Origin of the sequence: Stutzerimonas stutzeri (assembly GCF_018138085.1) — a bacterium.
GTDB classification, from domain to species: domain Bacteria; phylum Pseudomonadota; class Gammaproteobacteria; order Pseudomonadales; family Pseudomonadaceae; genus Stutzerimonas; species Stutzerimonas stutzeri_AI.
In genome coordinates this window covers 45470-69496 of sequence record NZ_CP073105.1, presented here as the reverse complement: position 1 = coordinate 69496, position 24027 = coordinate 45470, and the positions used below count along the sequence as shown (strand labels likewise).

General features: G+C 60.1%; 25 protein-coding genes and 1 pseudogene. 4 read left to right on the top strand and 22 right to left on the bottom strand.

The annotated features are described in order from the left end of the window. Positions 1 to 23 precede the first annotated feature (23 nt). From KCX70_RS00335 to pnuC, 5 genes are all read right to left on the bottom strand, one after another. The gene (locus KCX70_RS00335; RefSeq protein ID WP_212618933.1) at positions 24 to 1505 is read right to left on the bottom strand and encodes a YdgA family protein; all 1482 of its coding nucleotides are present in this window, start codon (positions 1503 to 1505) and stop codon (positions 24 to 26) included. Positions 1506 to 1654: 149 nt separating this feature from the next. Next, a complete protein-coding gene (locus KCX70_RS00330; protein ID WP_031310664.1) occupies positions 1655 to 2059 on the bottom strand; it encodes a hypothetical protein in 405 nt (134 codons plus the stop codon). 254 nt (positions 2060 to 2313) lie between these two features. Continuing rightward, complete coding sequence (locus KCX70_RS00325) at positions 2314 to 2838, bottom strand: AAA family ATPase (protein ID WP_212618932.1); 525 nt, start codon at positions 2836 to 2838, stop codon at positions 2314 to 2316. Positions 2839 to 2951: 113 nt separating this feature from the next. After that, positions 2952 to 4787 (bottom strand): ABC transporter ATP-binding protein, encoded by a 1836-nt coding sequence (locus KCX70_RS00320; protein WP_212618931.1) that lies wholly within the window; start codon positions 4785 to 4787, stop codon positions 2952 to 2954. Positions 4788 to 5070: 283 nt separating this feature from the next. Then, on the bottom strand, positions 5071 to 5637 hold the full coding sequence (pnuC, locus tag KCX70_RS00315; RefSeq protein ID WP_212618930.1) for a nicotinamide riboside transporter PnuC: 567 nt from the start codon (positions 5635 to 5637) through the stop codon (positions 5071 to 5073). A 186-nt stretch (positions 5638 to 5823) separates the two neighbouring features. On the opposite strand from pnuC, the gene KCX70_RS00310 reads away from it, so the two are divergent. From KCX70_RS00310 to KCX70_RS00300, 3 genes and pseudogenes are all read left to right on the top strand, one after another. After that, positions 5824 to 6336, top strand: coding sequence for a PAAR domain-containing protein (locus KCX70_RS00310; protein WP_212618929.1), 513 nt, complete (start codon positions 5824 to 5826; stop codon positions 6334 to 6336). A gap of 9 nt (positions 6337 to 6345) precedes the next feature. Then, positions 6346 to 7241: pseudogene (locus KCX70_RS00305) on the top strand (DUF6402 family protein). Between the two features lies 1 nt (position 7242). Then, positions 7243 to 7653, top strand: a complete 411-nt coding sequence (locus KCX70_RS00300; protein WP_102851907.1) for a hypothetical protein — start codon at positions 7243 to 7245, stop codon at positions 7651 to 7653. Between the two features lie 227 nt (positions 7654 to 7880). On the opposite strand, the gene KCX70_RS00295 is transcribed toward KCX70_RS00300, so the two are convergent. Beyond that, entirely contained in the window at positions 7881 to 8447 is a 567-nt protein-coding gene (locus KCX70_RS00295) for a DUF1993 domain-containing protein (RefSeq protein WP_102851908.1), read from the bottom strand. A gap of 267 nt (positions 8448 to 8714) precedes the next feature. Between KCX70_RS00295 and KCX70_RS00290 the strand changes: the two genes are divergently transcribed. After that, a protein-coding gene (locus KCX70_RS00290) for an IS3 family transposase (RefSeq protein WP_392602239.1) occupies positions 8715 to 9934 on the top strand; the annotation gives its coding sequence in 2 pieces (ribosomal slippage) (positions 8715 to 9060 and positions 9060 to 9934; 1221 coding nt in all). Between the two features lie 275 nt (positions 9935 to 10209). Here the strand turns inward: KCX70_RS00290 and KCX70_RS00285 are convergent. The 16 genes from KCX70_RS00285 to treS all read right to left on the bottom strand — a co-directional run bounded on the left by KCX70_RS00285 (position 10210) and on the right by treS (position 23945). Further along, entirely contained in the window at positions 10210 to 10605 is a 396-nt protein-coding gene (locus tag KCX70_RS00285) for a pilin (protein WP_212618927.1), read from the bottom strand. 35 nt (positions 10606 to 10640) lie between these two features. Beyond that, the gene (locus KCX70_RS00280) at positions 10641 to 11024 is read right to left on the bottom strand and encodes an ACT domain-containing protein (RefSeq protein WP_212618926.1); all 384 of its coding nucleotides are present in this window, start codon (positions 11022 to 11024) and stop codon (positions 10641 to 10643) included. Between the two features lie 12 nt (positions 11025 to 11036). Beyond that, positions 11037 to 11381: a DUF6572 domain-containing protein gene (locus tag KCX70_RS00275; protein ID WP_212618925.1), complete on the bottom strand. Its 345-nt coding sequence runs from the start codon at positions 11379 to 11381 to the stop codon at positions 11037 to 11039. A gap of 79 nt (positions 11382 to 11460) precedes the next feature. After that, on the bottom strand, positions 11461 to 11739 hold the full coding sequence (locus KCX70_RS00270; RefSeq protein ID WP_212620259.1) for a hypothetical protein: 279 nt from the start codon (positions 11737 to 11739) through the stop codon (positions 11461 to 11463). A 394-nt stretch (positions 11740 to 12133) separates the two neighbouring features. Continuing rightward, positions 12134 to 12349: a hypothetical protein gene (locus tag KCX70_RS00265; protein WP_212618924.1), complete on the bottom strand. Its 216-nt coding sequence runs from the start codon at positions 12347 to 12349 to the stop codon at positions 12134 to 12136. An 87-nt stretch (positions 12350 to 12436) separates the two neighbouring features. Then, positions 12437 to 12865: a hypothetical protein gene (locus KCX70_RS00260; protein WP_249121687.1), complete on the bottom strand. Its 429-nt coding sequence runs from the start codon at positions 12863 to 12865 to the stop codon at positions 12437 to 12439. A gap of 87 nt (positions 12866 to 12952) precedes the next feature. Then, entirely contained in the window at positions 12953 to 13318 is a 366-nt protein-coding gene (locus KCX70_RS00255; RefSeq protein ID WP_212618923.1) for a molecular chaperone DnaJ, read from the bottom strand. Positions 13319 to 13398: 80 nt separating this feature from the next. Then, positions 13399 to 14136: a DUF4145 domain-containing protein gene (locus tag KCX70_RS00250; protein WP_212618922.1), complete on the bottom strand. Its 738-nt coding sequence runs from the start codon at positions 14134 to 14136 to the stop codon at positions 13399 to 13401. A gap of 326 nt (positions 14137 to 14462) precedes the next feature. Then, positions 14463 to 14795, bottom strand: a complete 333-nt coding sequence (locus tag KCX70_RS00245) for a hypothetical protein (RefSeq protein WP_212618921.1) — start codon at positions 14793 to 14795, stop codon at positions 14463 to 14465. An 88-nt stretch (positions 14796 to 14883) separates the two neighbouring features. Beyond that, entirely contained in the window at positions 14884 to 15222 is a 339-nt protein-coding gene (locus KCX70_RS00240; RefSeq protein WP_212618920.1) for a hypothetical protein, read from the bottom strand. 825 nt (positions 15223 to 16047) lie between these two features. Beyond that, a complete protein-coding gene (locus KCX70_RS00235; protein WP_212618919.1) occupies positions 16048 to 16986 on the bottom strand; it encodes an ABC transporter substrate-binding protein in 939 nt (312 codons plus the stop codon). A 270-nt stretch (positions 16987 to 17256) separates the two neighbouring features. After that, positions 17257 to 19305 (bottom strand): hybrid sensor histidine kinase/response regulator, encoded by a 2049-nt coding sequence (locus tag KCX70_RS00230; RefSeq protein WP_212618918.1) that lies wholly within the window; start codon positions 19303 to 19305, stop codon positions 17257 to 17259. Positions 19306 to 19423: 118 nt separating this feature from the next. Next, on the bottom strand, positions 19424 to 19642 hold the full coding sequence (locus KCX70_RS00225; protein ID WP_102851916.1) for a DUF2934 domain-containing protein: 219 nt from the start codon (positions 19640 to 19642) through the stop codon (positions 19424 to 19426). A gap of 222 nt (positions 19643 to 19864) precedes the next feature. Further along, positions 19865 to 20497: an eCIS core domain-containing protein gene (locus KCX70_RS00220; RefSeq protein ID WP_392603057.1), complete on the bottom strand. Its 633-nt coding sequence runs from the start codon at positions 20495 to 20497 to the stop codon at positions 19865 to 19867. A 248-nt stretch (positions 20498 to 20745) separates the two neighbouring features. Then, on the bottom strand, positions 20746 to 21744 hold the full coding sequence (locus KCX70_RS00215) for an NAD(P)H-quinone oxidoreductase (RefSeq protein WP_102851985.1): 999 nt from the start codon (positions 21742 to 21744) through the stop codon (positions 20746 to 20748). Between the two features lie 131 nt (positions 21745 to 21875). Continuing rightward, entirely contained in the window at positions 21876 to 23945 is a 2070-nt protein-coding gene (treS, locus tag KCX70_RS00210) for a maltose alpha-D-glucosyltransferase (protein WP_102851918.1), read from the bottom strand. Between the last annotated feature and the right edge of the window lie 82 nt (positions 23946 to 24027).

The window sequence follows — 24027 nt, the reverse complement described above, 5'->3', positions numbered from 1 at the left end:
GCCTTTCTCATGCCCGTCCGCGCTTACTCGCCGAGCAGACCCGCACCCTGCGCCGAGCCGAAGGCAAAGCCAATGAACTCCTGCACGCTCATTTCGCGGCCGTTGAAGTTCACCCGGTTGTCGGCGTAATGCAGGGAGCTGACCAGGCGCTCGCCTTCCAGGCGGGACCAGCCCGACTCCAGCGCCATGCCGCTGAAGAGGTCGGTGGTGGCGTCGGTCTCCTGCTTCAGCGCAACAGGGTCAAGCCGCGCGCCGTCCTGCCGGCTCTGCGCGACGAGGCCGACCACGTCACGCACCAGCGCCTTGTCGATACCGGCTTCGGCTTTGAGCGATGCGAGCATGCTGGTGATCATCGCATCGGGGGTGAAGGCATCGTCACTCGGGCTCTGCAGATCGAGCACGACGGACAGGCGGGCCGCACCATGCGCGGTCTCGAAACCGAACTCATCGAGGGCCAATGTCGGCTTGTGCTCGAGTAGCTGCAGCCCCAGCGCCTGCAGTTCCTGCTGCTGGGCAGCAGTCATGCTGGCGAGCGACTCCTGCGGCGTGGGGCCACTGTCGAGCACTTCCTTGTAGCGATCGATCAGCGCCTTGAGTTTGCTGGCCTCGAGATTGCGCAGGCCGAACACCAGCGCAAGGTTGCGGAAGGTCTGGCCTTGGGCGTCCACCTGACCGACACGGTAGCCGGCCGACAGGTCGAGGCCACGCTCACCCTCGGTCAGTGCCGCGTCGAACGATGCGTTCTGGACGATCACGGCAGGCGCCTCCCCGGTCTGGATCTCCATGCGCTTGAGGGTGATGGCTGACGGTCCCTGGGCGAAGCCATTGGCATCCTCGTGATTGTCCACGCTCAGGCCAAGGCCGCGCAGACTGATGCGCACCGGCTGGCCGGTGGCGTTGTTTTGCAGGTTCATGTCGAGTTCCGGCAGTTCGCCGTCCAGGCGCACCGCGGTGGCGTCCTTCGCCGCTTCGAAATTGATTGAGCTGGACGAGACGCGAACCGAGCCCTCCTCGTCTTCGAGCTTGAAGGCGGCCGAACGCAGCTCGCCGTATTGGCGGCCGTCATAGCCGATAGTGGTGTCGCCCACCAACGGGATTTCACCCGAGGCGGCGTCGAACAGCTTTTCGGTCAGAGGGCTCCGCTCGAGCTGGGCATGGCTCTGGGCGGCGACCGGCATCAGTTGGCCGCGGGCCAAGCGCGAAAGCGGGAACGGGCCGTGCTCCAGGTGATCCTGCAGCAGGATCGAATACTGCTTGCTGCTGCCTTCGTCGTCAGGCACTTCGAAGTCGATCTGGTAGCGCGCCGAGCTGGACAGCAGGCCACGGTCGAAGCTAACCAGCTTCAGGCTGACCTCCGCACCGGCGCCTACGCCCATCTCGCGCAGCTTGACGTTGGCTTGGTCGACGGCATCGCGAGCGAGCGATTCGACCTGGGTGCCGGTGTAGAAAGTGGCGGCTCCGATAAGGGCCAGGGGTACGGCAACGGCGACTGCGAGTTTTTTCATGGGAGCATCCTGTGCGGCGGCTGGGCAGACATCCTGTCAGCCGATAGTGGGCAAGCGGCGGCACTCTAGCAGCGCGCCTGTCCGGGCTCCAGCGCGCCGTGCAACGGGATGAAAAGGGTGAGAACGTTGCAGCAAACCGCGGTGCGCCATCACCAGTGGTAGAAGCCGTAGGCGATCACGCCAAAGCCGAAGCCCATCTGCGCCAACAACAGCGCGCGAATGGCGAAGGTATAGCTGATGACGGGGTTTTGCCCCTGCGCATCGTTGGCGAACAGCTGGTAGCTGGCCGGAAATTCCGACTCGATTTCCTTGAGCGCCGTGATGGTCAGCTGCAACAGCTGGCGGCTGCGCGCATCGACGAGCCAGAACACCATGGCCAGCAAGACCGTGAAGGCCCCCAGCAACATCAGCAGCCCGGGCGAGAAGCCGCGCTCCAGAGCGGCCAGCACACCGCCATCGGCAAAGATCGCCAGCACCACGAAGAAGTTGAACCCCCGCAGGCGCTGCTCGGCATTGAGCTTGAAATGCGCCCACACAAACCCTCGACTGTCCACGCGCGTCCCCTATCGAAAGGCGGCCATACCGCCGCTTGGTACAGTAGACCCCGGCCGTGGAATAGCGTTGAGCGAAGCGATATCCATCGCGTTCCCCGCACGTCCCGGTGGATATCGCGGACTCGAAATTCCGCTCACCGTCGGTGCCAGCGGTGGATGTGAACAGCGACATCCGCCAGGCGGATCACGCCTCACCGATCCACCGCTGTACACCACGGCCAGCTGTCATCCGTTCGCAGTTCGTGCAGAGCGATCTATGGCGTCAACAACGCCTGAATCTCTGCAACAGCCTGCTGCTCGCGGCGGGCCCAGTCTCCAGCAATCTCTACGAACGGCTGCCGATTCCGCTGGAGCCAGCTTCGGCAGGCTTCGTGAAAAGCCCATCGCTCGGCGGCGTCCGGTTGGCAGCGTTGGCCGTCCGCATGCCATTCGGCACCGTCCGGCGAAAGCAGCAGATGGAGGTCGTAACGGCGCGTGAGCAGTTCGTCCTCCAGCCATGCCGGGCAGTTGCCGAACAGCGTCTGGCTCCAGAGCATGTTGCTCAGCAGATGTGTCTCGAGGATCAGCAGCTCCGGTCGTTGGCGGCGCGCGGCGTCTTCCCAGGCCAGCTGGCCACTGGCGATGGCGGGAATGTCGGCCAGGCAGGTATCGCGCTGTTCGCTGTCGATGAAATGCCGGACGTATTCGCCCACCACCACCCCGCCGAAGCGTTGCTGCACGCGTGCGGCCAACCAGCTTTTGCCGGTCGATTCGGCTCCGGTGAGCACCAGCACCTTCAACGGGACGCCCCGCTTGCCTGCCGACGCGCGGTCGCAAGGACGAAACGAAACCGAGCCGCATGGGCAATTGCACTGTTCATGAATGAAGCTCTGTTATCGGCCCTAGCGGTCGTTCAATCGACACCGACGAATCCGCCCGTCTGGTGCTGCCACAGGCGCGCATAAAGGCCGCCGCGCTCGATCAGTTCGGCATGGGTGCCGGTCTCGATGACCCGGCCCTGGTCGATCACCACCAGGCGATCCATGCGCGCGATGGTCGACAGCCGGTGAGCGATGGCGATCACCGTCTTGCCTTCCATCAGGGTGTCGAGGCTCTCCTGTATCGCGGCTTCGACTTCCGAATCCAGCGCCGAGGTGGCTTCGTCGAGCACCAGAATCGGCGCGTCCTTGAGCAGTACGCGGGCGATGGCGATGCGCTGGCGCTGGCCACCGGAGAGCTTCACGCCCCGCTCGCCGACCTTGGCCTCGAAGCCATGCCCGCCCTGGCTGTCGTCGAGGGTGGCGATGAAGTCGTCCGCCCGCGCCTTGCGCGCTGCCGCCCAGAGTTCGTCATCGCTGGCGTCCGGCTTGCCGTAGCGCAGGTTGTCGCGGATCGAACGGTGCAGCAACGAGGTGTCCTGGGTGACCATGCCGATGTTGGCGCGCAAGCTTTCCTGGCAGACCTCGGCGATGTTCTGCCCATCGATGAGGATGCGCCCGCTCTCCAGGTCATACAGCCGCAGCAGCAGGTTGACCAGCGTCGACTTGCCCGCGCCGGACGGTCCGACCAGGCCGATTTTCTCGCCCGGGCGGATGTCGATGCTGAGCCCGCTGATCACGCCGCCCTTTTTGCCGTAATGGAAATGCACGTCCTCGAAGCGCACGCCGCCCTCCTCCACCTCGAGCGGCCTGGCGCCTTCGCGGTCGAGTACGTGGCGCGGCTGGACGATGGTCTGCATGCCGTCCTGCACGGTGCCGACGTTTTCGAAAATGCCGTTGACCACCCACATGATCCACTCGGACATGTTGTTGATGCGGATCACCAGCCCCAGCGCCAGGGCGATGACGCCGGTGCTGATCAGCGCCTCGCTCCACAGCCACAGCGCCAGCGCGCCGGTACCGACAATCAACAGGCCGTTCATGCAGGTGATGAGGAAATCCAGGCTGGTGATGATGCGCGACTGCAGGCGGAACTTGCCGAGCAGCTCCTGCATGGCTTCGCGGGCGTAGCTTTCCTCCTCCCGTGAATGAGCGAACAGCTTGAGCGTGGCGACGTTGCTGTAGCCGTCGACCACCCGGCCCATGACCTTCGAGCGCGCCGCGGAGGCAGCGGCCGAGCGTGCCCGAATGCGCGGCACGAAGTACCAGAGCGCGGCGCTGTAGCCGACGATCCACAGCAGCAAGGGCACGATCAGCCGCAGGTCGGCGGCGGCGAACAGATACAGCGCGCTGCCGGCATAGACCACCACATGCCAGAGCGCATCGATCACCTGCATGGCCGAATCCCGCAGTGACGGGCCGGTCTGCATCACGCGCTGGGCGATGCGCCCGGCGAAGTCGTTCTGGAAGAAGTTGAGGCTCTGCTTGAGCACATAGCGGTGGTTCTGCCAGCGGATCAGGTTGGTCAGCCCCGGGTTGATCGCCTGATGCGTCAGCAGGTTGTGCAGGCCGAACACCAGGGGCCGGATGACCAGCGCCACCAGCGCCATCCACAGCAACTCGTTGCGGTGCTCGGCGAAGAACGTCCCGGCATCACGGGTCGCCTGGGCCATGTCGATCAACCGGCCGAGAAAACTGAACAGCGCCACCTCAATCACCGCCGCAAAGAAGCCGACCACCAGCACGGCGGTCATCAGCGGCCAGACCTGCTTCAGGTAATGCGCATAGAAGCGCAGCATGCCGGCCGGTGGCGCGACGTCCGGGCTGGGCTTGAAGACGTCGATAAGGTTTTCGAAACGGCGGAACAACATGAGCTGAGGTCTGCTTTGGCGAATGGAGGCGGCTGCGCAACGCTACAGCCGGTTGGATCAGGCAGTGGCGCATCCGGCAATCGAGTCGGTCGGGACGTTTCAAGATGGTGCTGCATGCGTTCGACTGTCGATACGACGGAGCGCCTGCGGGGATCACATCCTACGCAAAGGCTCCGCCAGATGGCGATCGTTGGACGCCATCGGCCGGGCAGCGTTTCCCGCCTCGTCGATTTCGCCGACAGCCAACCCAGCCTGGACCAGCGGAAGCATGATCGGCGGTCGCCTACGCCTGTTGCACCTCCAGCCTCGCCTGTCGCCACTCGCGCAACCCCATCACCGCCAGCAGGGTGAACAACCCATACAGTCCCGCGGTGAGCCAGTAGTTCTGAAAGACGAAGAAGCCGACATAGAGCGCGTCCACCACGATCCACAACACCCAGCACTGCCAGCGCTTGAGCGCCATCCACAGTTGCGCGAGCAGGCTGAAGGCGGTCAGCGCCGCATCCGGCCCGGGATAAGCCGCCTCGGTATGGGCCATCATCAGGCCCAGCCCGACGCTACCAACCGCCGCCGCCAACATCCCGGCGCCTATCTCCATCGCCGTCGCGCCCACTACTGGCCGCCCTCCTTCGCTGCCGCTGCCCCGCGTCCACTGCCACCACCCATAGACCTGCATGGCGGCAAAGACGCCGTTGAGCAGCACTTGGGAATACAGCCGCACCTCGAAGAAAAACCACCCATAAAGCGACACCATCACCAACCCGATGGGCCAGCACAGCGGGTTCTGCCGCACCGTGAGCCAGACGGAAAGGACGCCGAGGGCGGAGGCGATGAGTTCGAGGGTGGTCATGGAGGTCGATGAACGTAAATGGGCTGCGCATGATACGGCAGACGGCTGCAGCTGGAGCGGTGCGATCCGGACAGCCCTTGTAAAGCAAAAACGTTAACAGGTCGGATTCCTTGGGATCGCGAAGTCGATGAACGCCCCCAGACTTGTTAGGGTTTGGCCCTTCACTCAGATACGAAAGGAACTCGTATGGCCAAGCCCGCTGCTCGCTTATCCGACACCCACTCCTGCCCCATCCCCGGCCACGGTTCCAACCCGATAGCGGTTGGTTCGCCCGACGTGTTGTTCAATAACCTACCTGCTGCCCGAGTCGGTGACGCCAGTAGCTGTGGCGGCGCGATACCAGAAGGCGAAGCCACTATCTTGGTCAACGGCAAGCCAGTTGCCTTCCTCGGCAGCCCCACGACGCATGGCGGCAGCGTCGTGACTGGCTCCGGCAATATCCTGGTCGGCTCGTCGGTGAGCCCGGCGCCCTTCACTGCGCCAGCGCCGCTACCCAACCAGTTAGACGAGCATTTCGTGCTCAGCGATAGCGATACCGGCCTGCCTTTGGCCAACCGCCCCTACAAGCTGAAGACGGCCTCCGGCAAGGTCATCGAAGGCGTTACCGACGAGGACGGCAAGACCAAACGTGTAGCAGGCTACGCGGCCGAAACCGTGTCCGTCGAGTTCGCCCCACAAACCGAAATCTTCGTTGGTTGAGGCCACAGCATGTCGAGCACGGAGCCAGTCGTCGCACAATCTAACCTTAGCCCTGCGAGCAATACGCAAGGCGCCCCAGTTCAGGCCAGGCTGTTCAAGATCACCGATATTCCCGCAGCCATGGATGCCATCGATTGGCCGGTTTCCGCCGCGCTGATGCGCCACTGGTTTCAGGGACTACCCTGGCCTACATCGAGGAAAGCATCGTCAAGATGAGCTGGGTGGCCAGTTTCGACAAGGTCCAGCCGGTTCTCGCCGAGCTGCGCCGAAGCTGGAACAACACCGCCGCCATGGGTGAGATTCGCAAGCATCTGCTCACGGCCTATGGCGACAAGGGGCTCGGCTGCTATCCCCTGGTTTTCCCGAACCTGGCGAGCGCGGTGGAGCGCTTCGGCTACTTCAACTCACGCGCGATCACCTTTTCCAAGTGGGGCAGCGAAGGCCTCAACGACCTGCGAGGAGCGCTGGCGGACTTCAACCTGCGGGTAGCGGCCGAGGGTGACGTAGAAGTACATGCAGATCGCATCCTGTTTCGCCCGAGAACCTTGCTGTTCTATGCTGAGGACAACTACGACTTCAACGACGATGGCTCGGTGTTCAGCCAGCCGCTGGGCTTCTGGAACTTCGATGGTGTCGCTCCCAGCCTGCTGGAGGCCACGGCGCATAATGCCGGCGTCGATGCGGTCTCCCGCAGCATCACGCAGCAATCGTTGTTCGGAATGAGTGCTCAGAACCAAAGGCGCTACATAGACGAGCAGCGCAAACGCTACATGCTTGTGCTGAACAGTCATTTCGCCGATTACCGGGCCAGATACAAACGAGGCGGAGACTTCCGCGTGTTTTCCGATCTGCTACGCGAACCCTTGCCACCTGGCACGCCCGCCATCACCCTGCCGAAACGCTGACATGAACAAAGCCATTCTCGCTGTATGCAGCCTTCTCGCCGCGCTCGCCCTGCTCTTTGGCTGGAGCCTGAGCGATGCGCTGAGCGCGCCGCCGTCGGTTTCGCAAGTCAGCCCGCAAGGTGGGCATTTGATCGAAAGCGTGCCGGTAAAGGGCCTGTTAGCTCCTGGCGGAGGCCTGTCGTATTTGCGCATCGTCGACCGTGCAGATCGGTCGAAGGTATATCGCAGCCCACTCTTTACCACGCGCTCAGTGGACATGCGGCCAAGCGAGGACAGCCAAACCCTGGGCGTGACCTGGATCGACTTCGACAAGCGCACCCAGGGCTTTACCCTGAGCATCCCTCAATGGCGCCCGGACTGGCGCAACATCTTCTTCAGCAATACGCCCTACAAGGTCGTGCCGAACGGGTGAGCCATAAGAACGCTGTTGAAGCTGAGCGGAACATGGCTGGATTGATGCCGGAGTGTCGTGCCGCAGTGTTCAATTTGATTGAGAGCGATAAGCGGACGGAGTGGCCAAAAAAAATAAATCTGCTTCCATTTCCGTTTCGCGTCGCCCCAGGCAACTCCGTAGGCTGGGCTTCAGCCCGCCAACCCATGGCCGAGCCGCTCTGGTGGGCTACAACCCACCCTACCCGGCTACCCCTTTGGAATCGATTCAGGACGCAGATAAGGCAGCATGTGCGCCACGTAATCGGCCTTGCCGAGATTGATCCCCTGATTACGCAATATCGAATAGGCGGTCATGACGTGGAAATAGAACTGCGCCAGCGTCCAGTCACGGGCGTATTGCTCCGCGCTCAGGTCAAAAATCATCCCGTTTGGCAGTTCGTGGGCGATTGGCTTGTCTGCCTTCGCATCCAGCGCATCGGCTGCGAGGCCGTCGAGTAACGTGACCGTCTCATCGATACGGGCATAAGCCTCTGCAAGCGATCCGGGGTGTTTGACAGCCTGTCGGCCCTCGTTCAACAGCTCGTTAATGGCAGCTGGCAGCGGCTCTCCTCTCAGACGGCACACGGCCTCCCGCGCCTGCACACAAGCAAAGCGAACCTGAGTGGACAGCGGATACATGTCGGGCGCTAGACGTGCGGATAACAGCGCCTGCGCCTCTGCTTCCGGTAGCTGGGCCTGCGCTTTCTTCAGCCAGCCTGAAAGAGTTTTGAGCATTTGTATGTAGGTTGGAACGAGGAGTGTCGTTAGCTGCATGGGTGCTGACCTGGTTGGATTAAGGGCTACGCCGTAGAACGTGACACGCTGTTATGAAGCTAGCCACTGATTGGTAAACAAATCTGTGCTTTTTCTTTCGGCTGGCCCGAGAACCTGGAGGTGGCGCCCGTGGGCTTGAGGCAATCGAAGCGCTGCACGCGGCAGGCGAACTGGGTAAGCGGCAACTGGTGAGCCATTGAACGAGCCCCCTGAAAGACAGGACACCGTTTCCCCCTTACGATAAGGGATAGGCAAACGGTTATGTTTATGACTAATAGCAACGATAAGAGTGGGGAGCTTTTGGGTCGGGAGCGGCGGCGCCGCTGGAGCCCTGAGCAAAAGCTGACCATGGTTCGAGAGAGCCTTGAGCCCGGGCAGAGCGTTTCGTTGGTGGCTCGGCGTAACGGCATCAATGCCAACCAACTATTCCTGTGGCGCAAGCTTTACCAAGACGGCAGTTTGTCGGCGGTCAGTGCTGGCGAAGCCGTGGTACCTGCCTCCGAGCTGAGCGATGCGCTCAAGCAGATCCGTGAACTGCAACGGATGCTGGGCAAGAAAACGATGGAAGCAGAAATCCTCAAAGAGGCCGTGGAGATCGCCCGGTCGCGAAAATGGATTGCGCACTCACCCTTGTTGCCGGGGGACGACCAGTGAAGCTGGTCAGCGAATGTCTCGGTGTGGCGCGCTCGCAATTAACGGTTCGAATCAAGCAATCGGCATCCCCCAAAGTACGGCGGAGCAGGCCTGTGAACGATGCTGATCTGGTAGTTGAAATCCAGCAACAGGTCAGCGAACTTCCCAGCTACGGCTACCGCCGCGTCTGGGGATTGCTGCGTCGCGCCCGTGAAACCCAGTCGCTACCGGCGATCAATGTGAAGCGGGTTTACCGGGTCATGCGTGATCACAACTTGCTGCTTGAGCGCCGCATCAAACAGCCCGGTGTGCCGCGTCGGCACGAAGGCCGTATTGCGGTGGAAGCCAGCGATACGCGTTGGTGCTCGGACGGCTTTGAGTTCCGTTGCGAGGACGGCGCCAAACTGAGCGTGACCTTCGCCCTGGATTGCTGTGATCGCGAAGCCATCGGCTGGGTCGCGAGCCCGACCGGGTACAGCGGCGATGATATCCGCGATTTGATGCTGGAAAGCGTGGAGAAGCGCTTTGGTGATCAACTGCCCGCCACGCCGGTGCAATGGCTAAGCGACAACGGCTCGGCGTACACCGCCGAACAGACACGCCTGTTTGCTCGACAGATCGGCTTGCAGCCGGTGACCACCCCAGTTCGCAGCCCGCAAAGCAACGGCATGGCTGAGAGCTTCGTGAAGACGATCAAGCGTGACTACGTGGCGCACATGCCCAAACCGGATCGAGAAACGGCGCTGCGCAACCTGGCAATTGCCTTCGAGCATTACAACGAGCAGCATCCGCACAGCGCTTTGAAATACCGCTCGCCGAGGGAGTTCAGGCGCTTGGCAGCAGCATCAATTTAACGGGGAGTTGGTGTCCGGTTTTGTAGGGGCAAGTCCAGCCATGACGAACTCAAGGCCGTGTGCGCCAAAGCCCGCGTGTAGATACTGACAGGAGATTGCGGGCCTTACAGCACTATCGCGCTGCTTGCGGCGTGATGTTCTAAGAGTCTATTAACGCAGCGCGAGGAGCAGGCGCACGTACGCCGCTTGGGATAGCCAGGGCAGCGGGACAGGTCCGTTTTCTTGAAGTCGGCGACCGCCAAGCCAATGGACCTGTCCCCTTCCCCGTTCAGCTCTCAGCCGCCCGAGGCACGTTGCACGTAGTCCTGGTACGCAGGAATGGCGATGGCAGCGAGAATGCCCACTATCGCAACGCCAACGAAGAGAAGGCTCCAGAGCGACCAACGCCTTTGCACGCGTTGGAAGTGCTCTACGCTCTCCCACTTCTTATTCCTCCAGGCCCACTCCCGGCCCTTGATTCCAAGCGCCACTGCCATGAGAAATCCAACATAGGGAAGCAGTGCAAACAGCCCTATCCACGTGCGATTACTCAACGCCCATATCCAATTGAACATAAAGGCGCCCCAGCTCCACCCCTTCACGCCTTCCGGAATCTCAGCGTCGCGCCCCATGCCGGAGGTATTTTCGGTAGTTACCAGCTTCGCTAATGGCGTAGCGTATTGGTTATCCATGCTATGTCCCTATAGTGATTGGTGAGCTTTCTGTATCAGACCAGGAGAGGGTGGCCCGCATCCTTCAACGCCGCCACCGCGGCTTCGAGATTAGCCGACTTGACCAGGATGTAGTCGGTATCGAAGGTGCTCACCGCAAAAATACCGATGGCAGCCACCGCGAGCGGGTCTAGGAAGGACGCCAACCCCCCCGTTTGATCAAAAGCAAACGGCCCCTGCACCTTGATCGCGCGCCACGCGCTATCCACTCGGGTTAAGCCGGTTGCGACATTCTCCGCACAGACGATCGACAGTTCATCCTCTGTCCGAGTGATCGACATAAAGCCCGGTGATGCCAAAACAGCGCTCGGCAGGTCAGCATTCGGCTCTAACCGTGCGACTGCGAAGTTCTGCGGGAGTATGGAAAAGGAGTGGGTCATATATATATGATCTCAGTCGTGGTCATCGATGTATGCCCCATTGAGAGGCCGCCAACTGAATCCACAGCCTGCGCTCTCTGCAATACTTCTAACTCTTTCAAGAAAGCCCAACGCTACCTCTGTTGGTCGAAACTGGCAAACTAAGCTAAGGAGAAAATTGGCGCCTTTAGCACTTGGATAAGATTCATAGATCTTACCACTTTCGAGGAAACGAAAGTATGAGTTCAGCTTTTCTTGTAGCAGAAAGAGGTGCTCATTTTGTGCGTCCCACTCCAGATGATCGGATATGGTAAGCACAACGGTGCCATCCGGTGCCTGGCTTATGATGTCGACGGTTTCGGACTGATCAATACTCATAGCAATACCAGCTAACGTTTGGTTAAGGGGCGGGCTTTAGCCCGTCCCAGTGAGCGAAGCGAGCGGTTCTAACCACTTGTTAGGCTTTCTTGAGTAGCTGAATGAAGTCATTGGCATCTGCGATCGCTAAATCGTTGAACGGGTAGGGGCATTCAAACCATTTCTCATGCACTAGGTTGACTAGGTTTTGCAGTTCCTTGAAATACTGCTCGTCTGCACCTAGAGGAAACTCTCCAAGAGTTTCATTTTTCATTATTGTCTCAAGGTCATTGTGTGCTAGAAGTTTGTTGCGGGCCGCATTTAGTTTTGTTGCGAGGCTCGAGAGATTTTCTGAATGGTCAGAATATTTGTGCTTGATTCAGCCCAGTCGCCAAAACGGCAGATGTAGTCGATTGTCAGATTAATTTTGCTCTGCTGTATTGCTGGGTCATGAAGCTTGCAAATCTGCTGGAGAGAATATTCTTGCGTTATGATCGATAGCCTAGATGTGAAGTATCTAGCTTTACCTAAAGTATTCTCACGATTTCTATTGCTATCAAATAGCTGTTTATGTGTCGACCAGCACTCGTATGCCCAATTGCATAACTTACAAAACTCAAGAGCTGTTTCTTTCGAAACCGCGTTCATGCTGATGGCCTCCTTGCGCTTCCGCCTAACGCTAGGTTAAGGGCCGTCCAAAAGCGCGGCTTTTGGACGGCCATGTGAACGGAGCGAACGACTTGAACCGCAAGTTAGGGGGACGCTCATGAGAGTTACTGGTTTCGACTGAGTGATTGCACTTGCTGATCTTGCATAGCAACAAAGCTGCCGGCAGCCATCAGGCAAGCCAGTAGCACCAATACGCCCAATGTGATAATTCCTCCGCGCTTCTCCCTATTTGACGATAGAGCAATTTGAAGAATTTCTACCCCCTTGATTACTAGATAGAAAGCGAGCAGGTATGTAATTATTTGAAGCATTCCAGCCATGATTTTCTCCTGTTGACTGTGGCCTAAGTTTGGTTAAGGGCGAGCTTTAGCTCGTCCCAGCGAGCGAAGCGAGTGGTGAACCAATTTTTAGGCCTTTTTATCCCAGCCAACTACATAGCCATTTTCTACTGTGATTCGAAGTGCGAAGCGGTTTACACCTTGCCGATTGTATTTCCAAATTTCTTTTGTTTTTGTTTTTAACAGCTTGTTGTCGACAGCCTCAGGACTACCTAAGGAGTCTAGAAGCTGTTCAGAGGTTTGTCCTTCCCAGAAATATCCATCATAGATCTTACGGACAATTATTTCTTCTTTGTATTTCTCTCGTAGATATGCGAGGCGCTGCTGCTTTTTGTTGTATTTGTACAGTGCTATTAGGGCCAGCACTCCGGTAACTATAAGTGATGGAGCTACCCAGCCAGAGGTCTCAAATATTTTTGAAATTCCGTAGATAGGAAGCCCAATAATCAAGGCAAGAACGAATAAGGTATTTTCTGCCTTGGTTGATCTTCGAGCCATCGCGGACCCTCTGTATAGGACTACGTTTGGTTAAGGGATGGGCCTTAGCCCGTCCTAGTGAGCGAAGCGAATGGTTTAAACCGGTTGTTAGGTTGCTCGCGCACGGGCTGAATAATAGAAACCTAGCACCGTACCAATTAGCGTACCGGAAAAGGCAAGGATTTCACTGAAGTATTGGCTGTTTGTTAATGCGGCAAAAAACACGATACTGATGAGCAAGAAAACTACCGCGAAGCCGAGCAACGCTGGCATACGCTTATTGATGCGCTCTGTTTTTGGCTCTGCTTGGCCTATTCCGCCGCAAACAGAACAGGGAAGCCCTATGAACACCTTGCCTTTTAATTCACTGTCCTTTACACAAACGGCACACGATTGTTCTTCCTGGCCGTTCTTGCATGTACCGACTCCGGTGCAGTGAGCGCATGGGTAAAGGTTTGATTTAATGTCGTGCATAATCCCTTGCAACCTAACGTTGGTTAAGGGGCGGGCTTTAGCCCGTCCCAGCGAACGGAGTGAGCGGTTTGAACCATTTGTTATGTTCCATCCCGTTGCTTAATATGCTCTTTGGTTTCACTTGGGATTAAATCGGCATATAGTTGCTCCAGCTCTTTTGGTTTTGTCAAAAGCTCTTCCGCAATAAAATTTAAAATCCCAAAAAGTTTTTGAGCAATATCAGTGTTGTCGTCTAAGTTTATCTGTCCTGGATGAACAGCATTATTTCCTATAACTCTAAGCAGATCTAAAGCTTGTTGGATTTTAGGGCTAAGTCCTTCTGCAACTAACTCTTTGATATCACCATTGATATTCTTACCACTCTTGCCGACTTGCTCTAACAATTTCTGGAGTGCCAGTCTCAGTAGAGCTGTCGCACCTTTCGGCGAATCCACAAGAATTGATGCGGCCTCAAGGTAAAGAGATTTTATATCTTCGTTCAAGTCGGCATTTGGTGGCGGCAGCGTGGTTTTTTTTGGGAATACAATCTCCGTATTGACCCATAGTGTAAAATTTTCACATGAGGAGCATGTTGCTACTGCGAAACCGTTAGGGACAAATTTATAAAAACTGTTGCTAAATGGATTATTAATTTCTTGTAGAAACCTACTTATTGTCTCTTGCGAATAATCATCAATTTTTGCTCTGTAATCCAAATAGAGGTGGTTAATGATGCTGGTTGCTGTCGAGCTTGCTTTGTTCGCTGTAAACCACTCTTGAGCAGCAACTGTTTCGCAGTGTGGGCACTGAAATTTATTACTTCCATACTTAGGAATCATTACTCACTCCCTAATTTGATAGCACATAACGTTTGGTTAAGGGGCGGGCTTTAGCCCGTCCCAGTGAGCGAAGCGAACGGTTTGAACCAGTTGTTAGAGATCAATTGACACTCAACGAGCCGGAAAAGAGCTCATCGTAAATAGACTTATATTTGACTTTGATTGTAAGCCATCAAGCTCTGAGTCAAAGACTGCATGATTTGAGGATGACGTTTCAACAATCCATACGCCATCATTGCTTAGTAGGGGGTAGCCCATGGGTAGTGCTGTGAATTTGAATTGTTGATTAGCCCAGTTGGGAACAATTTTTTTAAACGATCCATCTGTTAATAACCGCTTTCGTTACCTTTTATTAGTTCTATGCTTTCAATCACTGCTGGGCCGGTGCCTGAGTTTTTCACAAAAAATCCAACAGATGGGGAGTTCCCCGTTGATAGCGATATATTTATTGAGATTTTTGGTTTAACTGTAAGTCTATTATGCAACCTTGTTGTATACGTCTGATATGTTGAGATAAAAAAAGCAGCTGATGCAACGAATAGCGAAGCTATTTCTCCGATTGACAGGCCCCAGCCTACATTGAATGAGGCGGCAACTAGGAAGCCAAACATAAATACTGCTATGGCTCCGGCGATTATAACGGCTAAAAGTGCAGCCATGATGTTGATCTCTAACGATTAAGCTAAGGGGCGGGCTTTAGCCCGTCCCAGTGAGCGAAGCGAACGATTTGAGCGCCTTGTTAGCCGCTCACCATAAAATACTTTCAACTTTATCGTATTTATCCGCAATTTTTAAGTATGCGTCAGCCCAGCCACTGCTCATGCTAACCTCTTGCAGCGGGCCAGTTACAGCAAACAGTACTGATATTTTTTCTTGGTCAGGTAAAACGCCATTTTTTACTGAACCTATTAAAGCAAGCATCTCTTGCTTTGCTTCTTCTCCACTCTCCCAATATGACCAACAGAAATCATTATCCGGGAGCGACACGAGTTCAATAGCTGATTCAAGAATATGAATGAGGCTACCCATTGGGTTGTTTCTATCAATCCCCTCATTTATTAACTGCCTGGCACGGTCTAGTTTCATGTTGTGCCTAACTATAATTAGACACCAATTGGTGCATAACACCCCGAACGGGCGTGGTGGATAAGATTCTCTTCGTCGCGACTTGAGCAGCTCTACGCCGGGCAGCACAACGATTTCGACGCCCGTCTTTCTGGTTATGCACCACGTCACGGCCATGCTTATGACTTTTGCCATGGATCAACTCGTGAAAGGCGCTACGACGGATTGCAAATACGGAGAAGATGGCGGAGACGCTGTATTCGCTTGCGTCGCAACCTGGGAGCAATTCGGGGAAAAAGCGGGCCATCGCTGCCTGTCCTTGGTGTGGGCGGATGCCCGTTGTGCTGACCGCTGGGCTTGAGCCGGAGCGGCGAAGTGTGCGCGCGGAGATCCTGGCGCGCTCTGGCACGTTACCGATGGCGATATGCCAGGTAAAGGGTCCGAAAGGCTTAATCAGTAGTTTTTGCAGGGTTAACAGATGAAGGGTTTCGCTGAGTTCAACGGCAGGCCCTGGGCGGACACCGCTGGACAAGACGACGGCCCTGTTGCTTGCTATTGACGACTACGGTGTCGAAGCCGGGCGGCTTAATCGGTGCTGACAATGAGCGCTGGCCACCGACCTGCTGCAAGCGAGGTATAGCAATCACGACGGGCCTAGGCAATGTCAGCTAGCGCTGGCGGCCGGTTATCCAGCTTCGCCAGCGCTAGCGAGGCGAAATGCTGCCTGCGCTCGTCTGCTGGGTACCAAAGGTAACAGGCTGTTCCGCCACCACGGCGACCACCGCATTGATGCGGCCGGGCGCCTCTTAGTGCGTCTCGGCGCGACGGCCTTTCGCCGATCCGTGCTTAGTTGCTTGCCGCCGAACGTACTCCTGCTATCGCCGCTCCGCCCTCACGATGGCTGACACCCTTGAGCCAGGTGGCGACGGTGTCAGGGTTGTCTTCGATCCATTGCTTGGCAACCCGGCGGCGATTGGTATTGGGTTCTTGCACCGCAGCCATCAGTCCACTGACTGACGCGATGGTGAAGGTCATGTTGGTAAATAGCCGCGTCAGGTTCTGGCAGTCTTTCGAGAAGCCGCCGCGGGCGACGGTGTTGACCTGTGCGGCGCCGTTATTGGGGCCGAAATAGGCATCGCCGCCGGACAGGTAGACCATGCGAAGGCGTTCGTTCATCGGGTGCGGCTCCCAACCCAGGAACACCGCCGGTTTGCCCAGACGCTGGGCCAGCTCGACGTGATTGAGCATTTCGTTCTCGTTCGATTCCACCAGGGTGAAACCCTGCAGGCCGAAGACGTTGCCGTCGATCATGCTCTGCACCATCTTGTTACCGCCATTACCGCGCTCGAGCCCGTAGATTTTCCCGCCCAGCTCTTTGTTGAAGCGCTGGATGTCGGCGAAATCATGCAGCCCCGCCTGGTAGGCGGGCTCCAGCACGGCCAGGGTATAGCGCACGACCGGCAGGTTGGTTTGCAGCTTCTCGATCCGCCCGGCATCCAGATGCGGCTGGGCAAGCGCGGCCTGCGCGGGCATCCAGTTGCCGAGAAACACGTCGATCTTCCCATCCGCCAGGGCAGCGTAGGTTTCCGGGAGCGACAGCCGCGACACCTGGGTCCGATAACCCAGATCGCCGAGCAGAAGGCGGGTGATCGCTGTGGTCATGGTGATGTCGGTCCAGCCGACGTCTGCCAGCCGCACCACCTCGCATTGCGCGGACTTGGCCGCCTGCAGGCTTGCGGCGCAAGGCAGTGAAAACGCGAGCATCCATGTCATTACACGTTTCATAGAACCTACCTGTCTCTGTGAATAGTCTGTTTCTGGGAAGTAATTACCCAGCCAGTGGCTGATGGCTATTAGCGAGCAAGTAGCGGACCAGCGGCATGTGAATCGCGTCCCATCCGGCGCATCCAGGCTCAGGCGTCGCACCGCAAGGGAGGAGCGCAGGGAAGGGGACGGGTTTGGCAGACGTGTCTGGCCCGTCCCGGCCACAGCTTTTCAGGGCTGTGACCGGTTCACGGCTGCGCCTGATTACCCTCGAGCAGCAAGGCGCCGGGCTCAGCCGGCCTGCGGGCCGAGCATTTCGCGGACCTTGCTGGCGAAGGCTTCGATGGCGAAGGGTTTGGTAATGACGGCCATGCCCTTGCCTAGGAAATCCTTCGCCGTGGCGCTTTCGGCGTAGCCGGTGGCGAACAGGACTTTGAGGCTGGGGCGGTGCTGGCGGGCGACGTCTGCCAGTTGCCGGCCATTCATGCCGGGCAGGCCGACGTCGGTGATGAGCAGGTCGATGCGCTGGCCATCCTCGAGGCTGGGCAGGGCTTCGGTGGCGTCACCAGCTTCGATCGTCTGGTAGCCGAGATCGTTAAGCACCTCGACGACGAGGGAGCGGACCACCGGCTCGTCCTCGACCACCAGGATGGTTTCGCCCGCGCCGTTGAGCACCGGCTCGCTTTCGGGGACCGGCGTGACCGCTTCGCCATGGTGGACCGGCAGGTAGAGGCAGACGCGGCTGCCGCGGCCCGGCTCGGACTCGACCTGCACGTAGCCCTTGGCCTGCTTGATGAAGCCATAGACCATGGAAAGCCCGAGCCCGGTGCCCTGGCCGATGGGTTTGGTGGTGAAGAAGGGCTCGAAGGCGCGCGCGATTATTTCCGGCGTCATGCCGGTGCCGGTATCGGTCACGCTGAGCAGGATGTATTCGCCTTCGTTCAGGCCGCGCTTGGCCGGATCGGGCCGGTTGCCCATGACGAAGGAGGCGGTCGACACGGTGATACGCCCGCCGTGGGGCATGGCGTCGCGGGCGTTGATGACCAGATTGATCACCGCGCTTTCCAGCTGATTGGCATCCATGCAGGCGGGCAGCAGGCCGGCGCTGAGCCGGGTCTCCAGCGTGATGTTTTCGCCGGTGGTGCGGTGCAGCAGATCTTCCAGGGACGCCACCAGCTGGTTGACGTCGACCGGCTTGAGGTGAAGGGTTTGTCGGCGCGAGAAGGCCAGCAACCGTTGGGTCAGCGCCGCGGCACGCTGGGCCGAGGTGACCGCGGCGTTGATGTAGCGATCCAGGTCCTGCTCGCCGCGGGCGTGGCGGCGCTGCATGAGGTCCAGGCTGCCGACGATGCCGGTGAGCAGGTTATTGAAATCGTGGGCGATGCCGCCGGTGAGCTGGCCGACGGCTTCCATTTTCTGGGCTTGGCGCAGGGCGTCTTCGGTACGGCTGCGCTCACGCACTTCAGTCGCCACCCGCGCTTCGAGCTGTTCATTGAGCTGGCGCAGGCGGTTCTCGCTGATACGCAGCGATTCTTCGGCCTGCTTGCGTGCGGTGATGTCGGTGCAGGCGCCAGCGACGTAGGCGAGGGTGCCCTCGGCATCGCAGAAGGCCTTGGCCTTGCAGGCCAGCCATTTGTCCCCGGTACTGGCGCGGGCCAGGCGGAACTCGATGGCGAAATCCTCACCCTCGGCATACTGCTCGAACGCCTGGCGCACCCGCTCACGGTCCTCGAGATGGACCTGGGCGACGAAGCCCTCGAGGTTGGCGACACGGACGCCATGGGCCAGGCCGAATATCTGTTCCAAGGCACTGTCGAAGTGCAGGCTGCCGTCACGCAGCGCCCAGTTGAAGGTGCCGGTGCCCGAGGCCAGTAGGGCGGCGCGAAAGCGCTCGTTGAGGTGGCTGAGCATGCCCGCATCAGGCTGCTGCACCTCGTCGGTCACGTCCTCGACCTGGTGGATGATGTAGCGCACGTTGCCGTCGGCGCCGAGTACCGGGACGTTGACCGGGCTCCAGTAGCGCACCTCGAAGCCGCCGCCTTCCGAGGCCGGACGCGGGATGTCGTAGCGGGTGATGGCCATCTCGTCAGGGCTGCGGCTGCGCAGAACGCGCTCCAGGGAGGCGCGCAGCACGCTTGTGCCGAACTCGTCAGGATCATCCGGATTCTTGCGAAACACCTCGAAAACCGGGCGGCCCACGCTCTGCTCTCGGCGTGTATAGGTTGCGCGCAGCCTCGCGTCGTTCGCGGCCAGAACGGTGAAATCTTTATCCGGCGCCAGGATCAGGTGCAGGTTGGGATTGGCTTCGAATATGGCCTGATAGTCGAGTGCGTACGTCATCGGGAAGTCAGGAGCCTGTAATTGGGGCGGCTCGAGGCAGCATCAGCTTCGGAAGGTTGTCGGGCATGGCTGCCAGGGCGCGCCAGCAGCGCAAGTGCTGGCGCGCCTGGCGGCGCGATCAGTTGTCGCGATCCGGCTTTGTGTCGGCATTGGCCCCCGTCGCCGGCATGGGAATGGCGACGCTGCTCTCGACGCTACCGGCGGTGGCGTCGCCCTCCTTGTAGAACTCGACCTCGTCGCGGGCCTGGGCCCAGTGTTCGGCCTCCTGGCCCTCGGGACGGCCCTTGGCTTCCCAGATTTCATAGGCCCGGTCGCGTATGCGCTGTTCGTCGCTCATGTGCTTGATCCTCGTCTGGCGAGCCGGGCGCGTGACGGCGCCGCTTCGGCTCGGTTCGATGCTGGTGACAGCCTGTATAGAGCAGAGGCGGGGAAGCGGCGGATGGTTCCAGCATCAGCCGACGAGCCGACAAAAGCCCGACCGGAGGACTCGGAGAAACGCGGACCGGAGCGGCCACCAGCCGATCCCTGCCTGCGCGACCGTCGACGCGATGAGCAGCCGCTAGGGCGCCGTCGGCCCCGCGGCACGCTGACCCAGCTCGCGTTCGATCCGCAGCTCCATGGCGTAGCCGGGCCGTTCGACCTGCTGGTAGTCCTGCGTGTAGCGTCGGGCGAACTCGCCGACGCCCCACTGCAAATATTGCTCGACGTGCTTGAGTTCGTGGGCCCAGAGGGCGACGTTGTGCTCGGCATCGGCCTCGTTGCGGAACACGATCAGGTCGATCAGCGTGACGGCGGCGATGTCGGGGTTGCGCAGCAGGGCACCGGCAGTGGTCAGGACGTTGTCGTCACCGACGCGATAGCGCGCGGTTTCCAGCACGGCCAGGTCGTAATACGGCTCCAGTTGCGAGCGCACCTGCAACGGCACCGGCTGGCTCGGCTGCATGGCCAGTTGGTCGCGCGACTGGCGAATCCAGGCCTCCAGCCCGGCCGCCGCCAACCCTTGCAGACGCTGGTAGAGCGCCTCGCTCTGCAGGCTCGCTGGCGGAACCGGGGCGGGCAAACAGGTGCAGCGATTCAGGCACAGCGGCTGCTGGTCGGCGCTGCACAGGGCCTGCGCCAGGGCGATGACGGGCAGGGCAGCGAGCCCGGCGACGAGGGCGCGCAGAACGCGGAGGCGGGTGGGCGTGGGCACGGTGGCTCTCATGGCGAGGGGCGGGCGGGGCGACCGTTGCGGCCGCCCGGCGCGCACTATAGCCAGCGCCGCGCGCCAGGCAAATGTCCCGGGGCCGCCCGCCTTGTTAATTTTGCAATAAGCGCGACCTCGCGGCCGATGCGGTCCCTGCCCGCTCAAAGCAAAGCTTCGCGCCGCGGTCGGGGCTCCCACAGACGCATCGCCGCGTTTGCAAGAGGCGCGACCTCCCGGTGGTTCGGGCGGCGCCTTTAAGGCGCGAGATCGAGCATGATCTTGCCGATGTGCTTGCTGCTCTCCATCAGCCGGTGCGCTTCGGCCGCCTCGGCCAGCGGGAAGGTCGCATGGATCACCGGATGGCAGCGACCCTGCTCCAGCAACGGCCAGACCTGCTCGCGCAGCGCGGCGGCGATGGCGGCCTTGTCGGCACGGCTGCGCGGGCGCAGCGTCGAGCCGGTGAAGGTCAGGCGCTTGCGCATGATCGGCGAGGTGTCCAGCTCGACCCGGCTACCCTTGAGAAAGGCGATCTGCACCAGCCGGCCTTCGATGGCCAGGGACTTCACGTTGCGTGGAATGTAGTCGCCGCCAACCATGTCGAGAATGACGTCAGCGCCGTTGCCCTGGGTGAACTCGGCGACCACCTCGACGAAATCTTCCTCATGGTAGTGGATTACTCGGTCGGCACCGGCACGGCGACAGGCTTCGGCCTTCTCGGCATTGCCGACGGTGGTCAGCACGCGGGCACCGAACTGCTTGGCCAGCTGGATCGCGGTCAGGCCGATGCCGCTGGAGCCGCCGTGCACCAGGAAGGTCTCGCCTTGTTGCAGGCGACCGCGGTCGAAGACGTTGCTCCAGACGGTGAAGTAGTTTTCCGGCAGGGCGGCGGCCTCGATCAAGGACAACCCGGCCGGCACCGGCAGGCAATGCTCGGCGGGCGCCACGCAATATTCGGCGTAGCCGCCGCCGGGCGTCAGCGCGCAGACCTGGTCGCCCACCGCCCAGCCACTGACCTCGGCACCCAGCGCGACGATCTCACCGGCGATCTCCAGGCCCAGCAATGGCGAGGCATCCGGTGGCGGCGGGTAGCTGCCGGAGCGCTGGAACACGTCCGGGCGGTTGATGCCGGCGTAGGCGACACGCACCAGCACATCCTGCGGGCCCGGCTCGGGCACCGGCCCCTCGGCCACTCGCAGACACTCGGCGCCGCCGCCTGGGCGATGTTCGATGTGGCGCATGTTTTCCGCAGTCATGAGTTGCTCCTGTTCCGGGGCCAGCCGGCGCGAGGCCGCTGGCCGCATTGTCGTTCGGGGATTCGCCCCACACGGTAGTGCGCCGTCGCCGCCGCGCCAAGCCCGAAAAAGCCGGCGCGGGTCCGACGGGCTCACAGCACCGGCGACGCGGCGCTCACCACACGCAGGGCCAGGCCTTCGTAGGGATCGAGGTTGAAGGTCATTTCGCCGTTCTCGGTCAGATCGCCTTCGACGCTTTCGTGGATGATGTCCACCACCGGGCCGGGCGCGATGCCGGGCAGGGTGAGCGTCTCGCTGATGGTCTCGGCGCTGAAGTTGAGCGCGGTGATCTGCACGCCTTTGCCAGCCGGCAGTTCATGAACCATGACCAGCAGACCCGGAGTCTGCACGTCGGGGATCATGATCTGCTTGCTGGCGGCGATGTCGTAGGCGCGGCGCACGCTGAGGATGCGCTTGAGCTGGCAGGCGAAGGAGCCGACGTTCTGCAGCTGATCGACCAGGCTACCGTAGAGCGAGCGCGCCTTGGGCAGGCCTTCGCTGGAGACTTCGGCTTCCGGCGCCAGGTCGGCCAGGTCGTAGGCGCCACGGTGCAGCCAACGGGTATCGCCGTCGCCCATCAGGTGCTCGACCTGCTCGGCTTCCAGCGGCAGGGCACCGACCAGGTCCCAGCCGGAGAGGGCGAATACGCCGGGCTGCATGGCGTTGAACATGACCAGCAGGATATGCAGCCGCTGGATCTGTTCGATCTCGGCCGGGCCGATGGCGTTCAGGTCACGAATGCCCAGCGCCGCGGTGATCACGCTGACCGTGGTGCAGGACACGCCGTTGGTGACGAACTTGAGGTTGTAGGGCGCGTGCTCGCCGGTCAGCCGCTCGTACATTTCCTCGCGAATGTGTTCACGGAGGATGCCGCCGGGCAACGTCTGGCCATGGTAGTGGTAATGGTCGTAGGCGTGCAGGGTCCAGAAGTGCACCAGCTCGAGGGTCAGCTCGTCGTGGTTCTGCATGGCGTGGATCAGCGAGGCCGGGTCGATGCCGAAGGCGTGCACCTCGCGCAGCATCAGCCTGAGGAACTCGGTATCGCCGGTGAGCAGGGCGTGGTGATAGGCCGGTCGGGTGATGAAGTCGTAGGACAGGTCGGCGCCGCCGTGGGACATCGCGGCGATGTCGTCGATGGTCAGGTTCAGCTCCTGGAAGCTGAAGCCACCAGCCTTGCGGATGGTGCTGGCGATCAGCTGGTTGCCGGTCACCGACAGCGGATGCCCCTCGGACCAGGCGGTACCCTCGGCGCGGCGTTCGACGCCGAGGAAGCCGTTGGCGTCCAGGCGCAGCACCCGCGCGCCGGAGACATCGATGGCATGCAGGGCGTCGCCGATGATCAGTTGCTGGGCGGCGAAGGTCGGGTCCAGCCAGTTCAGTGACGGCTGGCCTTCCTTGAAGTAATGCAAATAGACCCAGCGCCGGCGCTTGCCGTCGACGCCGGTGATCACGCCGGTGGCGCTCCAGTCGGTGTCCTTGATGCCGGGCTCGAAGAAGATCACCCGTTGCAGCTGGCCGACGATGTAGTGCTTGTCCTTGAGCTGGTCGACCACCATCGGCGAGAGGTTCACCGAGTCGCGGCCTTTGGGCACGTCCGGCAGCAGCGGCCAGTCTTCCTCGTTGATCTCGACCATGTGGTAGAGGCCCGGATAGTCGCCGTAGGCCATCTCGGCAAGCCGAAAGTCGGCGCCCTTGCCGGTGTGCGCCGGCACGATGTCGTCGATGACGACCGCATTGTGCGCTGCGGCCATGCGGCTGAGCTGCAGCATCTCGGCCTCGGTGCCGAGGTTGGGGTCGATGTCGAAGCTGATGCGGTCGAAGTTGCCGTCGATGGTCGGCGTGAAGTCGCGCCCGCGCAGCCCGCCGGAGCGCTTCATCGGGCCGTTGTGGATGCCCTGCACGCCCAGCTCGGAGAGTGCACTCCAGAGCCGGTCATCACCCAGCGCCTGCAACACCGAGCCGCCTTCTGGCGTGATGATGGCGGCCGGGTAGGCGGTGAACCACACCGAGGCGATGGCACTGGCATCGCGTGGCCGCGCCTGGGCATAGGGACGCTGCCAGAGCCGCGCCTGGCCTGCATAGAGCCGGGCCCGCTGGCGGGCGGCGTTTAGCATGGACTGGTTTTCCAGCCACTCGATGTAGGTGTTGTCTGGCGTGCTCATAACGACGTTCGAATCCCGTTGCGCTGAGGGAGAATGTAGTCGTTTGAGTCAGCTGCACCGGCATCGTTGCATCGAGGCGCGT

Coding starts and splice junctions, on each gene's coding strand:
- KCX70_RS00335 (WP_212618933.1), bottom strand. CDS start 1,505: ATGAAAAAACTCGCAGTCGCCGTTGCCGTACCCCTGGCCCTTATCGGA.
- KCX70_RS00255 (WP_212618923.1), bottom strand. CDS start 13,318: ATGCACGACATTAAATCAAACCTTTACCCATGCGCTCACTGCACCGGA.
- KCX70_RS00310 (WP_212618929.1), top strand. CDS start 5,824: ATGGCCAAGCCCGCTGCTCGCTTATCCGACACCCACTCCTGCCCCATC.
- pnuC (WP_212618930.1), bottom strand. CDS start 5,637: ATGACCACCCTCGAACTCATCGCCTCCGCCCTCGGCGTCCTTTCCGTC.
- KCX70_RS00280 (WP_212618926.1), bottom strand. CDS start 11,024: ATGACCCACTCCTTTTCCATACTCCCGCAGAACTTCGCAGTCGCACGG.
- KCX70_RS00320 (WP_212618931.1), bottom strand. CDS start 4,787: ATGTTGTTCCGCCGTTTCGAAAACCTTATCGACGTCTTCAAGCCCAGC.
- KCX70_RS00275 (WP_212618925.1), bottom strand. CDS start 11,381: ATGAGTATTGATCAGTCCGAAACCGTCGACATCATAAGCCAGGCACCG.
- KCX70_RS00260 (WP_249121687.1), bottom strand. CDS start 12,865: ATGGCTCGAAGATCAACCAAGGCAGAAAATACCTTATTCGTTCTTGCC.
- KCX70_RS00215 (WP_102851985.1), bottom strand. CDS start 21,744: ATGACTGCGGAAAACATGCGCCACATCGAACATCGCCCAGGCGGCGGC.
- KCX70_RS00245 (WP_212618921.1), bottom strand. CDS start 14,795: ATGGCTGCACTTTTAGCCGTTATAATCGCCGGAGCCATAGCAGTATTT.
- KCX70_RS00250 (WP_212618922.1), bottom strand. CDS start 14,136: ATGATTCCTAAGTATGGAAGTAATAAATTTCAGTGCCCACACTGCGAA.
- KCX70_RS00240 (WP_212618920.1), bottom strand. CDS start 15,222: ATGAAACTAGACCGTGCCAGGCAGTTAATAAATGAGGGGATTGATAGA.
- KCX70_RS00265 (WP_212618924.1), bottom strand. CDS start 12,349: ATGGCTGGAATGCTTCAAATAATTACATACCTGCTCGCTTTCTATCTA.
- KCX70_RS00295 (WP_102851908.1), bottom strand. CDS start 8,447: ATGCAGCTAACGACACTCCTCGTTCCAACCTACATACAAATGCTCAAA.
- treS (WP_102851918.1), bottom strand. CDS start 23,945: ATGAGCACGCCAGACAACACCTACATCGAGTGGCTGGAAAACCAGTCC.
- KCX70_RS00225 (WP_102851916.1), bottom strand. CDS start 19,642: ATGAGCGACGAACAGCGCATACGCGACCGGGCCTATGAAATCTGGGAA.
- KCX70_RS00230 (WP_212618918.1), bottom strand. CDS start 19,305: ATGACGTACGCACTCGACTATCAGGCCATATTCGAAGCCAATCCCAAC.
- KCX70_RS00285 (WP_212618927.1), bottom strand. CDS start 10,605: ATGGATAACCAATACGCTACGCCATTAGCGAAGCTGGTAACTACCGAA.
- KCX70_RS00300 (WP_102851907.1), top strand. CDS start 7,243: ATGAACAAAGCCATTCTCGCTGTATGCAGCCTTCTCGCCGCGCTCGCC.
- KCX70_RS00235 (WP_212618919.1), bottom strand. CDS start 16,986: ATGAAACGTGTAATGACATGGATGCTCGCGTTTTCACTGCCTTGCGCC.